Source organism: Microcoleus sp. B3-D2, from assembly GCF_036705345.1.
GTDB lineage: Bacteria > Cyanobacteriota > Cyanobacteriia > Cyanobacteriales > Microcoleaceae > Microcoleus.
This window is the reverse complement of sequence record NZ_JAUBUG010000006.1, coordinates 113,741-125,325: the sequence shown is the minus strand read 5'-3', so window position 1 is coordinate 125,325 and position 11,585 is coordinate 113,741. Positions and strand designations below refer to the sequence as shown.

18 protein-coding genes are annotated in these 11,585 nt (G+C 47.3%); 3 read left to right on the top strand and 15 right to left on the bottom strand.

The window, feature by feature from the left end; genetic code table 11:
* On the top strand, positions 1–196 hold a 196-nt coding region (locus tag QUB14_RS04150), incomplete at its 5' end, for a hypothetical protein (protein ID WP_333215407.1).
* Positions 193–1,002: a pentapeptide repeat-containing protein gene (locus tag QUB14_RS04145; protein ID WP_333215405.1), complete on the top strand. Its 810-nt coding sequence runs from the start codon at positions 193–195 to the stop codon at positions 1,000–1,002. The genes QUB14_RS04150 and QUB14_RS04145, both read left to right, overlap by 4 nt.
* Before the next feature lie 236 nt (positions 1,003–1,238).
* Here the strand turns inward: QUB14_RS04145 and QUB14_RS04140 are convergent, their stop codons facing one another.
* The 3 genes from QUB14_RS04140 to QUB14_RS04130 form a co-directional block, all read right to left on the bottom strand.
* The gene (locus tag QUB14_RS04140) at positions 1,239–1,883 is read right to left on the bottom strand and encodes a helix-turn-helix domain-containing protein (RefSeq protein WP_333215403.1); all 645 of its coding nucleotides are present in this window, start codon (positions 1,881–1,883) and stop codon (positions 1,239–1,241) included.
* A 338-nt stretch (positions 1,884–2,221) separates the two neighbouring features.
* Positions 2,222–2,587 (bottom strand): transcriptional regulator, encoded by a 366-nt coding sequence (locus QUB14_RS04135; protein ID WP_333215401.1) that lies wholly within the window; start codon positions 2,585–2,587, stop codon positions 2,222–2,224.
* 44 nt (positions 2,588–2,631) lie between these two features.
* Positions 2,632–2,922 (bottom strand): helix-turn-helix domain-containing protein, encoded by a 291-nt coding sequence (locus QUB14_RS04130; RefSeq protein WP_293150745.1) that lies wholly within the window; start codon positions 2,920–2,922, stop codon positions 2,632–2,634.
* A gap of 239 nt (positions 2,923–3,161) precedes the next feature.
* Here QUB14_RS04130 and QUB14_RS04125 point away from each other — a divergent pair, with 239 nt between their 5' ends.
* Complete coding sequence (locus QUB14_RS04125; protein ID WP_333215398.1) at positions 3,162–3,590, top strand: hypothetical protein; 429 nt, start codon at positions 3,162–3,164, stop codon at positions 3,588–3,590.
* Between the two features lie 15 nt (positions 3,591–3,605).
* Here the strand turns inward: QUB14_RS04125 and prfA are convergent, their stop codons facing one another.
* The 12 genes from prfA to QUB14_RS04065 form a co-directional block, all read right to left on the bottom strand.
* A complete protein-coding gene (prfA, locus tag QUB14_RS04120; RefSeq protein WP_333215396.1) occupies positions 3,606–4,700 on the bottom strand; it encodes a peptide chain release factor 1 in 1,095 nt (364 codons plus the stop codon).
* A 359-nt stretch (positions 4,701–5,059) separates the two neighbouring features.
* Entirely contained in the window at positions 5,060–5,368 is a 309-nt protein-coding gene (gene rpmE, locus QUB14_RS04115) for a 50S ribosomal protein L31 (protein WP_006634974.1), read from the bottom strand.
* A gap of 209 nt (positions 5,369–5,577) precedes the next feature.
* Entirely contained in the window at positions 5,578–5,991 is a 414-nt protein-coding gene (gene rpsI, locus QUB14_RS04110) for a 30S ribosomal protein S9 (RefSeq protein WP_006634975.1), read from the bottom strand.
* Positions 5,991–6,446, bottom strand: a complete 456-nt coding sequence (gene rplM, locus QUB14_RS04105; RefSeq protein WP_015178725.1) for a 50S ribosomal protein L13 — start codon at positions 6,444–6,446, stop codon at positions 5,991–5,993. The genes rpsI and rplM overlap by 1 nt, the downstream gene beginning before the upstream one ends.
* 146 nt (positions 6,447–6,592) lie before the next feature.
* Positions 6,593–7,435, bottom strand: coding sequence for a tRNA pseudouridine(38-40) synthase TruA (gene truA, locus QUB14_RS04100; protein WP_190745434.1), 843 nt, complete (start codon positions 7,433–7,435; stop codon positions 6,593–6,595).
* Between the two features lie 29 nt (positions 7,436–7,464).
* Positions 7,465–7,815, bottom strand: coding sequence for a 50S ribosomal protein L17 (rplQ, locus tag QUB14_RS04095; protein ID WP_242719721.1), 351 nt, complete (start codon positions 7,813–7,815; stop codon positions 7,465–7,467).
* Positions 7,816–7,940: 125 nt separating this feature from the next.
* On the bottom strand, positions 7,941–8,885 hold the full coding sequence (locus QUB14_RS04090) for a DNA-directed RNA polymerase subunit alpha (RefSeq protein ID WP_332958426.1): 945 nt from the start codon (positions 8,883–8,885) through the stop codon (positions 7,941–7,943).
* 174 nt (positions 8,886–9,059) lie between these two features.
* Complete coding sequence (rpsK, locus tag QUB14_RS04085) at positions 9,060–9,458, bottom strand: 30S ribosomal protein S11 (RefSeq protein WP_006634980.1); 399 nt, start codon at positions 9,456–9,458, stop codon at positions 9,060–9,062.
* Positions 9,459–9,542: 84 nt separating this feature from the next.
* Positions 9,543–9,926, bottom strand: coding sequence for a 30S ribosomal protein S13 (rpsM, locus tag QUB14_RS04080; protein ID WP_006634981.1), 384 nt, complete (start codon positions 9,924–9,926; stop codon positions 9,543–9,545).
* 83 nt (positions 9,927–10,009) lie between these two features.
* On the bottom strand, positions 10,010–10,123 hold the full coding sequence (rpmJ, locus tag QUB14_RS04075; protein ID WP_015178722.1) for a 50S ribosomal protein L36: 114 nt from the start codon (positions 10,121–10,123) through the stop codon (positions 10,010–10,012).
* Positions 10,124–10,491: 368 nt separating this feature from the next.
* Entirely contained in the window at positions 10,492–10,716 is a 225-nt protein-coding gene (gene infA / locus QUB14_RS04070) for a translation initiation factor IF-1 (RefSeq protein ID WP_006276978.1), read from the bottom strand.
* A gap of 292 nt (positions 10,717–11,008) precedes the next feature.
* Positions 11,009–11,584, bottom strand: coding sequence for an adenylate kinase (locus QUB14_RS04065; protein WP_333215394.1), 576 nt, complete (start codon positions 11,582–11,584; stop codon positions 11,009–11,011).
* Position 11,585: the final 1 nt, after the last annotated feature.

Sequence of the window (11,585 nt, the reverse complement as noted above, 5' to 3'; positions counted from 1 at the left end):
TGACATTTTCGGGTTCTATATTTTTCACTTCGTTCAAGTCAGTTACATCATACCTCATCTTTCTGAGAAAGGCTATAGCAAAATCTTAAAATTTCTGCTAAAATCTACCAAGAGGAATGTGGACGCACGGGCAAAATCCAACGCAGCCAGCACAACCTCAACTCGGACACTACCTTTAAGAGGATTTAACCCATGACTGTGGATGAAGCTCTCGCCATTGTCGAAACAGTCCTAGAGGATGACGAACAGTTAAACGACGTGCAAGAGCTAATCTTCAAACAGTGCTGGGAAGGCAGACAGTCTTATGAGGAAATTGCTAAACTTTCTAAATATGATGATGAATATATTAAAGCCGCTGGCTATAAACTCTGGAAGTTACTCTCAGACGCTTTTGACGAAAAAGTAAAAAAAAGTAATATTAAAGCAGTTATAAAACGATACTTGCGGCGACATCAAGTGACTTTACATCGAACTCAAGTTATTGGAGTTAATCTCAGCGGTGCTAACTTAAGCGGCTCCAGAGTATTATTCGCAAACTTAAGTGAATCAGATTCATCGGCAGATTTACACGGTGCAATTATAACTGATAATAAGACGGCATCAGATGAAATTATCAAGGCTGAAGATGCACATAACCAGGGAATTTTGTCGAGCATAGAAGAACGGATTTATCACTGGAATGATTTGCGCTTTCACAGCCAAGAACAAGTAAAAATAGCCGAAGCGCTCGATCGCACAAACACCCTATTCTTCCCCAACTCCAAAGCCCGCCTCACAACACCCGCAGGTAGACAAAACCAAGAACCAGATTTCCTCATATTCCACCAAGGCAAATGGGGTATTCTGGAAATATGGCATCCCGATACACAAAAAGATGAAACGCGCGATCGCCTGTTTGCATCTCACGGTATCAGCATCATCCACTATTGCGACGCTAACAGATGCACAGAAGAACCAGATCGCATTGTCCAAGAGTTTTTAGACATATTGAGTCAGGGATAGGGCGAGTGGTTTTTTCATAAGGGCGATCGCATAGGGGCCCAGAAACCGGGTTTTTTACGATAATACTTCGTTGTATCCCGCAGATTCGGTAAAAAACCCGGTTTCTTTGCTTGGAGTGCGTAAGTGCATAAGGGCGATCGCACTCCGTAACAAAGTAGATTTTGCCTTGACAAATTACTCGATTTGTGATAAGCACGAGTGGTGGAAATTTTTAAGGGCGATCGGGCAAACACCGCTCAGCTATATTTCCCTGAAGACTCAGCAGCATTAGCCAGCCGCTCCACGCCCGCTCGGACAATTACCGCCAAATCTGCGATCGGCATACATTGAATTTTTTTAAGCATATCGTTCGTATCCATCGGTTCCCGCATCGGCTTCCCGTCGAGATGACTTATGAGTTCTTCTAGCGTGAAACCAGCTCTAATCGCAATCTGAGTCAAATTTTCCGTATCCGGGATACTCTGGCCTTTTTCCCACAACTGTACAGCAGTCGATGACACACCCAAAAGCTTGCCAAAAGCTCGCTGGCTGAGGTCGCCACGCGCTAACTTAACAACCTCAATTAGTTTTTCCGTTTTTTCATTTTTCGGCGTTATCTTGGGATTGGGATTCGGTGTGCGGTTTAACGGAGGTACAAAAGATTTAATCAGTGCTTCTTCAATTTGAGAAAGTAATGATTCATCACTACAATGAAGCCATGCAATCCGAACATTCCCTATTGTTTTGAGTTCGGTATAGCGATGGTGAACATTCCAGCGAGCTGCCAAATTTTTAGAACGACCAATATAAAGAATTTTATCCGAATTTCCCAGGGCAAAATAAATAGCTGGTAATCCCGGTAAGTTCTGTTTTTCTGTTAAAGGCAAGGATGGTAGAGTCAATGGGTTAACTTGCAAAAACTTTTCGATCACTTTTTTGTGCCTAAAAAAATAAACGATTTTATAAAAGCAGCCAACACAGCCAATGTGATGCAGATTGTTAATTCCCAGTTCACATATAAATCTGCCTAATACTCATTCTCCAGCAGCCTCAGCCGACGCAGCGAATCTATCCGCTACAGCTTTGCCAATTAGCGCCACCTGACTCAGAGGCAAAAACTGAATTTTTTTGACAATATCGTTAATTTCTGGTGGTTGTGAATAAGTTTTTGTCTATTTTGGATGTTCACAAGTTAAAAGCTACTCTATCATATCTACCAGTCTACTTACAAACTGATACATCAACCATACTTCCCAGAAGACTCAGCAGCAGCAGCGAGCCTATCCATCACAGCTCTACCAATCACTGCCAACTCACTAATCGGCATACATTGAATTTTCTTAAGCAGCTCGTTGGTATTAACAGGTTCGGGCATTGGCTTGCCTTCGAGATGAGCCATTAACTCTTCCATCGTAAAGCCCGCTCTTGTCGCAATCTGCGTCAAATTTTTCGTATCGGGGAGAACCTGTCCTTTCTCCCAATACTGAACAGCAGACCCAGAGACTCCCAATAGCCTACCAAAAGCGCTAAAACTCATGGAGCCACGCGCTAGCTTCACAACTTCGCTCAGTTTTTTCTTAGCTTCTGCGTCCACAGTATCAGCCACGAGATAACCACAATTCCTAGTTTACAGATAAATCTGCCTCATATTCATTCTCCAGCAGCCTCAGCCGAGGCAGCAAATCTATCCGCTACAGCTTTAGCAATTAGCGCCACCTGACTCAGAGGCAAAAACTGAATTTTTTTGACAATATCGTTAATTTCTGGTGGTTGCGAGACTGGATTGCCATCCAAAAAGCTGAGAAACTCTTCCAGAGTATAGCCGGCTCTCGCTGCGAGCTTACCCAAGTTTTCAGTATCGGGAACCGTATCGCCCCTTTCCCAAAGCTGAACAGCAGTCGCAGAAACGCCTAAAAGCTTACCAAACGCTCGTTGACTCATTGTTCCACGAGCAGTTTTGATGATTTCACTAAGTTTTTGTCTATTTTGGATGTTCACAAGTTAAAAGCTACTCGACCGCACCTACAAGTAAACTGGTCAGTTTATAAATCATTATCATTCAATAGTTTATTCTTTGACTTGTCATCATTGACAAACAAGTAAGTTTAGTATAAAATTAAAAGTATAAATTTAGTAGCCCTGGATCTGAGTATCCCTCGCGATCCAGCAGTCAGAAAATAATGACTAATAGACGCACACAGAGAACACGCAACACACGTCAAAGCCTCACAGCCTCCGGTTGGCTAAAACCCCAGCGCTGGCAAATCTCCAAAATAGAAGCCGCCGAAGCCCTGAAAATACCCGTCAACCGCATAGTCAAAGTCTACCCCAAACAACATCAAGTAATAGTTGTTTACCTGAACAAGAAAGGACAAAAATGCAGTTCCTTTTTCAGCTACAGACTATTTGCCAGATGGCAACAAGAGGCGATCGCAGCAATTGCCAGTTGTAGAAACCAGCAAATCCTAGCACCCCTAGAAGTCATTGTACAATACGACCTCGAACATTTCAAATATCCAGTGGCGATCGCCGATGCAATTTGGGAAGCCCTACTCAAGCATATCTCCCGCGTAACAAGGGAACTGAGGCTGAGCAAACAATGCGCCTAGCCCTCCATCACTCCATCAATTAGTAGAAGCAGCCAACTCAGCCAAACGTTCCTGCTGATCCTGAGAAATGCAAGTTTGAATAATCCCCTCAATATCCCCTTCCAAAACACTATTGAGCGAGAAATTCTCCCCCAAACGGTGGTCGGTAGCCCGATTGTCCTTATAGTTGTAAGTGCGAATCTTCTCCGATCGCGAACCAGTACCAACCTGAGCCAAACGCCGCGACTTCACCTCATCCTGCTGCTCCCGCAACTTCATCTCATAGAGCTTAGCCCGCAAAATCTGCATCGCCCGCTCCTTATTCTGCAACTGACTGCGCTCCTCAGTACAGAAAATCCGAATTCCCGTCGGCTTGTGAAACAAATCCGCAGCAGTTTCCACCTTGTTCACGTTTTGACCGCCTGCGCCGCCCGATCGAGCCGTGCTCATCTCAATATCCTTCGGATCGATGTGAATCTCCACATCATCCACCTCCGGCATCACAGCCACCGTCGCCGTCGAAGTATGCACCCGGCCGCCAGCCTCAGTCACAGGCACTCGCTGCACCCGGTGTACTCCAGCCTCAAACTTCAGCTTGCTGTAAACGCTGTCGCCTGTAATTTCCAGAATTACCTCTTTAAACCCGCCCATTTCCGCCAGCGACTCGCTCACCAACTTCACCTGCCAGCCTTGAGTTTGAGCGTAGCGCGAATAGAGCCGCAGCAAATCTCCCGCCCAAATACTAGCCTCATCACCGCCAGTACCGGCCCGAATTTCCAGCATAATATTCTTGTCATCGTTCGGGTCGCGGGGGAGCAGCAAAACCTTCAAACGACTTTCCAAACTCTCCAGCTTCGACTCAAGTTCCTGAACTTCCAGCGCAGCCATTTCTTGCATATCTCGATCGCCCGCAGCTTCCTTGAGAACCTGTCGCGTGCCCACCAAATCTTCCTGAGTGGTTTTCCACAGAGCAAAAGTATCGACCACTTCCTCCAAGGACGATCGAGCTTTTGCTACCCGTTGAAACTCTTGATTGTCCCTAGCGACATCCGGGTCAGCCATGCGGCGAGTCAACTCATTAAAAGTTTGCTCTACCGACTTCAATTTATCCAGCAAATAAGATTCAGCCATTGTCAGTTGTCCTTTGTCAATCGATTTTAGATTTTAGATTTTAGATTTTAGATTTTAGATTTGAAGAACAGTTGGGATAGAATCTCGATCGAACTCTACTCGATCGCACTCAACTGCCTGCATAGCAAGTCTTCAATCTAAACTCTCCAATCCGAAGGCGGATCGATTTTAGATTTTAGATTTTAGATTTTAGATTTTAGAACTCAAGAGCAGTTAGGATAGAATGTCGATCGAACTTAACTCGATCGAACTCAACTGCCTGCATAGAAAGTCTTCAATCTAAAATCTAAAATCCGAGGGCGGTAAGTTGTCAGTAGAAAGAACTACTCTCAACAAACTGCGGACAAATGACAATCCGGCTACTTCTTCTTTTTGCCTTTACCAGCAGCCTTAGAAGCATCTGCTTTCGGCTCTTCCATTTTCAGCGGTCCAGAGGAAGCATCTGCCTTCGGCATTTCTACCTCGGTCATGCCGTATTTCCGCATAAAGCGCTCCACACGACCTTCTGTATCAATAATCTTCTGAGTGCCAGTATAAAAAGGATGATTTCCCGACCAGACATCAACTTGAAGCTTTGGTCTAGTGGAACCCACAGTCATCACCAGTTCCCCGTTGCAATAAACCTGAGATTCGGGATACCACTCAGGGTGAATGCCATCTTTTGCCATTGTTTTTTACTCTCTAATTTTTGACTTTACAACCATTTTAGCTGCCGCAGGACTTGTACACCAACAACAGCACGAATTTTGCCTTATATCTGTCTGTTGGAACCAGGAATCAGGAATCGGAAATAAACTTCAAAAAAAGGCAGATAAAATCTGGATAGATAATTTTTGCCTTTTCCTGGTTCCTTCTTCCTTCTTCCTTCTTCCCTCGATTACCGCTTCGAGTATTGAGGAGCTTTGCGAGCTTTCCGCAAACCGTACTTTTTCCGTTCTTTGGCCCGCGGGTCGCGAGTCAAATAGCCCTCAGTCTTCAGAGGCTTGCGGTTGTCCGGGTCTAATTGACAAAGTGCTCTAGCGACACCCAAGCGAATCGAGTCAGCCTGACCTGTCAAGCCACCGCCTTCGACTTTTACCAAAATGTCGTACTCATTTTCCAGACCCAAAGTTTCCAGAGGAGCCTTAGCGAGAGCCAAATAAGTAGGGTTGAATTGCAGGTACAAATCCCCCTCTTTACCATTGACAGTCAGTATGCCAGTGCCGGGAACCAAGCGCACCCGCGCTACGGAACGCTTGCGACGGCCGGTACCCCAGTACACAGCGCGACCCGATGTATCTGTTGCTTGCATTACTCATTTCCTCCCGGAATCGTGTGAACAATTAATTCTTCTGGTTTTTGAGCTTGGTGCGGGTGGTTGGGGCCAGCGTACACCTTCAGTTTAGTAAACAGTTGTCTGCCCAGAGAAGTGTGAGGCAGCATTCCTCGTATAGCTTCTTCGACAATTCTTTCGGGCAAACGTGCTTGCAATTTGGCAAAAGTTTCTGTTTTCATGCCGCCCGGTCTTCCAGAATGGCGGCGGTAGATTTTCTGGGTCCGTTTTTTGCCAGTAACAGCGATTTTGTCAGCATTGATGACTATTACGAAGTCGCCGGTATCCATAGAAGGAGTGTAAGTCGGTTTGTGTTTCCCCCGGAGGTACATGGCAACTTCAGTTGCCAGACGGCCCAGCCGCTGGTCGGCGGCATCGACCACGTACCACTTGTGCTCTAGGGAGTCTTGAGTAGGGACGTAAGTTTTGTTCATTGTTTGTTGTTAGTTGTCTATTAACTGTTAACTGTTGTTAGTTGTCAGTTGTCAGTTGTCAGTTGTCAGTTTTAAATTGTTAGTTGTCCTTAGTTTTTTATTAGTAGTTACCTAATGACTAATGACTAATGACTAATGACTAATGACTAATGACTAATGACTAATTTTGGCTGAGTGTCGTACCAGACATCTGGGGGAAAGGGAAATTCTGAATAGCCAACCCGCAGCAGGCACAAACCTTGAGCGGGAGCGGCATATTTTACCATTTCTCGGCGTTCGTTGACCCAGATATCTGTGAAATTGTCGATCGGCCTTTCCCCGCGACCCACCTGCACCAGCAACCCCACCAGCAGCCGCATCATCCCGTACAGAAACCCGCTCGCCTGAACCTCAATATAGATAAGAGGCCCAGAACGCTGACACTCTGCCGCTTGCACGTCCACCCAGGAATGGGGGCGGGCAGACCCCGCGCGGTGGAAAGCAGCCAGGTGATGCCGCCCGATTAGCGGTGTCAAAGCTGTCTGAATCAAAGATTCATCCACAGGAGCGTGATAGCAGTGCCAAGCAAAAGGACGCACAAACAAATTAGGGGTCGGGTCTGTATAAAGGGTGTAGCGATAGCGCCGCCAACTGGCTGAGAACCGAGCGTGCCAGGTAGGTTCCACCTTTGCCGAAGCTCGAATTAAAATATCTTTTGCCAGTCGAGAGTTGAGAACGCTTGCCCAGCGGTGAGCCGGAATTGGGCCGTGGGCATCAAAATGGGCTACTTGAGCAGCGGCGTGAACTCCCGCATCCGTTCTCCCGGCAGCGTGCAGCGTTACCGGGCGTTCCAGAACAGTCGATATTGCTGTTTCAATTTCTTCTTGTACTGTACGCTGGTTCGGCTGTCGCTGCCAACCGTGAAAGTTAGTGCCGAGGTATTGGATCACCAGAGCAACGCGCTGTATCGATTGGGGATTTTCGATTGGGGATTTTGGATTGTCAGTCATAAATCACAAATCTCCAACCCAAAATTGAATTAAACCAGTTCAACGATCGCCATTTCGGAATTGTCTCCTTGACGGGGGACAGTTCGTACTACGCGGGTGTAGCCGCCGTTGCGCGAGCCGTACCGTTCTTGTGCCGCCTCAAACAAGGCGTGTACTAACTGTTTATCGTAGATATAGCCCATAGCTTGGCGGCGAGCGGCCAAGGAGCCATCTTTGGCCAGGGTAATCATCCTGTCCGCCTCTGAGCGCAGCGCTTTGGCGCGGGCGAGAGTGGTCGTGATTTTACCGTGGCGGATTAATTCGGTGGTCAGCGAGCGCAGTAGGGCGCGGCGCTGGTCAGCCGGTTTGCTGAGTTGGGGAACGCGACAGCGGTGACGCATGGCAGTTGGTAATTGGTAATTGGTAATTGGGCGCCGGGATAGTCCGCGAGTTTTGAGCGGTGAATTCTTTAACTTAAAAACTCACCGGCTTAAAATTCAGAACTTTTTTACCCGTTACCCGTTGATTAACTTTTAGCTGATTTTTCCTGTGGCAAGGTAATGCCCAAGCGTTTTTGTAAAGCTTCAATCACTTCTTCTGCGGACTTCTGCCCGAAATTCTTGATCTCGAGCAAGTCTTCTTGGGTATAATCCAATAAGTCTGCGACTGAGTTGATCTGAGCCCGCTTGAGACAGTTGTAAGCCCGGACGGACAACTGCAATTCTTCGATCGGAATTTGGCTGGTAGGATCTGCTTCACCGGGATACTCTGGTTTGAGAGAATCTTGGGTGATGTCTTTGAGAGGTGCAAATAAATCTACCAGGATGTGGGCAGATTGACTCAAAGCTTCTTGAGGAGTCACGCTGCCATCAGTCCAGATTTCCATAATCAGCCGGTCTTTCTCGACCGTGCCGCCTACCCTAGCATCTTCAACGCTGTAGTTGACTCTGCGAATCGGCATAAAGATGGCGTCAATTTGGAGAAAATCCAAAGCCGACCCATCATCGCGACTGCGGTCTACTGCTCGGTATCCGATGCCTTTTTCAATTCTGAATTCCATTTCCAGAACTGAGCCGGGCGAGAGAGTTGCAATGTACTGGGAGCGATCGATCAATTCCACCTCAGAGGGCAAATCGAATCGATCGGCCGTAACTGTGACAGGCCCCTCAATCCGCAACCGGCCGATTTGCGGCTGCTGAGAATGAGTTTTGAGGACGACCTCTTTCATGTTCAGGAGAATTTCTAGAACATCCTCACGTACCCCTTCGATCGTGGCAAACTCGTGATTGACGCCCGCGATTCGGACTGAAGTTACTGCTGTTCCTTCCAAATTAGAAAGCAGAACTCGCCTCAGCGCATTCCCAACAGTTGTTCCCTGACCGCGATCGAGCGGTTCTAGGACAAATTTTCCGTACTGACTGCGGTCTTTGTCAGTGTTAGACTCTATACATTCAATTTGAAACTGCGCCACGGAGTGACCTCCCTTTTCCACTTTGGATTTTTGATTTTGGATTTTAGATTGCAGAGCATACCCCTGAACGGATTTCGGATTTTGGATGGACGGGGCAACAGTTAGAACCATTAGTTTTTGACTTTAAGCAGTTAGCCATTATCCAAAATCTAAAATCTAAAATCTCAAATCGTTTTAGACTCTACGCCGCTTGGGAGGGCGACAGCCGTTGTGAGGAATTGGGGTAACATCTCTAATCAGGGTGATTTCCAGTCCCGCCCCTTGCAGCGCCCGGATTGCAGTTTCTCTACCTGCTCCTGGCCCGCTTACCATTACTTCTATTTGGCGCATTCCTTGGTCGTTGGCTCTGCGGGCAGCACTTTCTGCTGCTGTTTGAGCTGCAAAGGGAGTTCCCTTCTTAGCTCCTTTAAAACCGCTGGAACCTGCCGATGCCCAGGATATCACTTCGCCGTTGAGGTCGGTAATAGTTACAATCGTGTTGTTAAAGGTAGACTGGATGTAGCCTACCCCATTGGGTACATTCCGTTTCTGCTTTTTTGCACCAGATTTCTTGCCTGTTTGTTGTCGCGCCATATTAGTCTCTTTAACGTTTCTCTCAACTAATGTTCCGAAGCGCTAGGAGCCAGCAGCCCCCAGCGTATTTTTCCAAAAAAGATGTTACTTCTTGGAAGGTGCCTTTTTCTTGCCCGCAACTGTTCGGCGGACGCCACGACGGGTTCGGGCGTTGGTACGGGTTCGTTGTCCCCGCACCGGCAGACCCAAACGGTGACGCCGACCGCGATAAGTTCCGATGTCCATCAGGCGCTTGATGTTCATTGACTCCCAGCGCCGGAGGTCTCCTTCGATTTGGTATGTGGTTTCTACATGAGCCCGCAGAGCTGTCACGTCGGCCTCTGTTAAATCCTTGACGCGAGTGTCAGGATTTACGCCTGTTGCAGCGATAATTTTTTGGGCCCGCGACAAGCCTATTCCGTAAATGTATGTCAGACCTATTTCGACGCGCTTATCGCGTGGAAGGTCTACCCCGGCAATCCGTGCCACACTTTTTCTCTCCCTAGTTTTCCTGTTTGGCTACAATGTTAAATTAGGATGCACCTGCGTGCATTGCCCAATCTTCGTTTTTTCTAACCTTGGCGCTGTTTGTGTTTCGGGTTAGTGCATATCACCATCACTCGACCGCGACGGCGGATGACGCGACATTTCTCACAAATTTTTTTGACAGATGCTCGAACTTTCATCTTTCTTCCTGCCTGGAGAACCCCGCTCTACCGGAGAGCAGGCACGCTGGGACTGCCCGTAGAGCGGTGGGAGGAGAGGCTGGGCAAGGTGTAGGCCTCTCCTCGATTAAATTGTATAAAGTGCGGGTTGTTTCATGAAGGAGCCCGCTTGCACCCACTCCCATTGCTGGGTAAAGTTCGCCTGCACAAAAATATTGGCGAGCGATACTTTTACGGTGTAACAATGACTTAACCCGGTACACCGGTGGGTTGTTGACGCCCTTCTCGGCAACACTACAAACGTAGCATTATAGCATAAATTTGAAGCTTTTTACCAAATTCTCTCTAAATTAAACTTACAATTAGTTTTTAGAAAGTTTTATCTAAGCCTATTTTTTCCGAAGGCGATAAGTAATCCTGCCTTTGGTCAAGTCGTAGGGAGTCAATTCGACTTTGACGCGATCGCCGGGCAGAATTTTGATGTAGTTGCGGCGGATCTTGCCGGAAATGTGAGCTAGCACGTTAAACCCATTATCTAGGTCAACGCGAAACATCGCATTGGGCAGGGATTCCGTCACTGTCCCTTCCATTTCAATTAAATCTTGCTTAGACAATTTGGTATTTACCTCAACTCTACATTTGATTAACTAGGAGTGTCCCGCTATTGGCCTCAAAACCTATTTACTGGTAGGAGTCAAACGGGAAAGCGGGGAAGAATTCGGGCAACTTTATCGACTTCTTGACTCAACCAACCGCTTGCTTTAGCTTTACTTGAGTAAAGTTGTGGCAAGTAGTATCGAGTTCAATCCGGGAACTAGCAACCCTCACAAAACCTGATAGCACAAAAAGCTCCTAGTTAACATATCTTAGCAAAAGCTTGTGAGTAACAAGGTGTATTGAGAGAGTTCAAGAATCGCCAGAGAGAGCTTGCTGCAGTTCTGCGGTGACTAATTCCATCGCTCGATCGCCATCAACCGCAACTAACTGTTGGCGGCCGCTGTAAAAATCAATCAAAGGCTCAGTTTGCTCGCGATAAACTTGCAATCGGCGGCGGATTGTCTCCTCATTATCATCCTGACGCCCCCGCGACAGCAGGCGAGCCACCAAAACATTGTCAGGAACGTCCAAATTGACCGCTCTGAGAGCGCAGTCCTTTCCAGACGTACTTCCTTCAACATGGCAGAGCAGTTTGTCAAAAAAAGCTGCCTGCGCGACTGTGCGGGGAAAGCCGTCGAGAATCCAGCCAGCACGAGCATCTGGCTGATTCATACGTTCTTGCACGATATCCATCAATAACTCGTCAGGAACCAACTCTCCCCGATCCATGTAGGATTGTGCCTTTTGACCCAAGTCAGTTTTGGCAACTACGCAGGCGCGTAGGATGTCACCTGTAGAAATGTGGGGTATTTTCCAGAGAGCTGCTAAGAGCTGAGCCTGAGTTCCCTTTCCTGCCCCTGGAGGCCCCATAAAAATCAATTGCATT

Excerpts from the sequence above, each read along its gene's own strand:
- QUB14_RS04145 (WP_333215405.1), top strand. The coding sequence starts at position 193 with ATGACTGTGGATGAAGCTCTCGCCATTGTCGAAACAGTCCTAGAGGAT.
- QUB14_RS04130 (WP_293150745.1), bottom strand. The coding sequence starts at position 2,922 with ATGAGTCAACGAGCGTTTGGTAAGCTTTTAGGCGTTTCTGCGACTGCT.
- QUB14_RS04125 (WP_333215398.1), top strand. The coding sequence starts at position 3,162 with ATGACTAATAGACGCACACAGAGAACACGCAACACACGTCAAAGCCTC.
- prfA (WP_333215396.1), bottom strand. The coding sequence starts at position 4,700 with ATGGCTGAATCTTATTTGCTGGATAAATTGAAGTCGGTAGAGCAAACT.
- rpmE (WP_006634974.1), bottom strand. The coding sequence starts at position 5,368 with ATGGCAAAAGATGGCATTCACCCTGAGTGGTATCCCGAATCTCAGGTT.
- rpsI (WP_006634975.1), bottom strand. The coding sequence starts at position 5,991 with ATGCAAGCAACAGATACATCGGGTCGCGCTGTGTACTGGGGTACCGGC.
- rplM (WP_015178725.1), bottom strand. The coding sequence starts at position 6,446 with ATGAACAAAACTTACGTCCCTACTCAAGACTCCCTAGAGCACAAGTGG.
- truA (WP_190745434.1), bottom strand. The coding sequence starts at position 7,435 with ATGACTGACAATCCAAAATCCCCAATCGAAAATCCCCAATCGATACAG.
- rplQ (WP_242719721.1), bottom strand. The coding sequence starts at position 7,815 with ATGCGTCACCGCTGTCGCGTTCCCCAACTCAGCAAACCGGCTGACCAG.
- rpsK (WP_006634980.1), bottom strand. The coding sequence starts at position 9,458 with ATGGCGCGACAACAAACAGGCAAGAAATCTGGTGCAAAAAAGCAGAAA.
- rpmJ (WP_015178722.1), bottom strand. The coding sequence starts at position 10,123 with ATGAAAGTTCGAGCATCTGTCAAAAAAATTTGTGAGAAATGTCGCGTC.
- QUB14_RS04065 (WP_333215394.1), bottom strand. The coding sequence starts at position 11,584 with ATGCAATTGATTTTTATGGGGCCTCCAGGGGCAGGAAAGGGAACTCAG.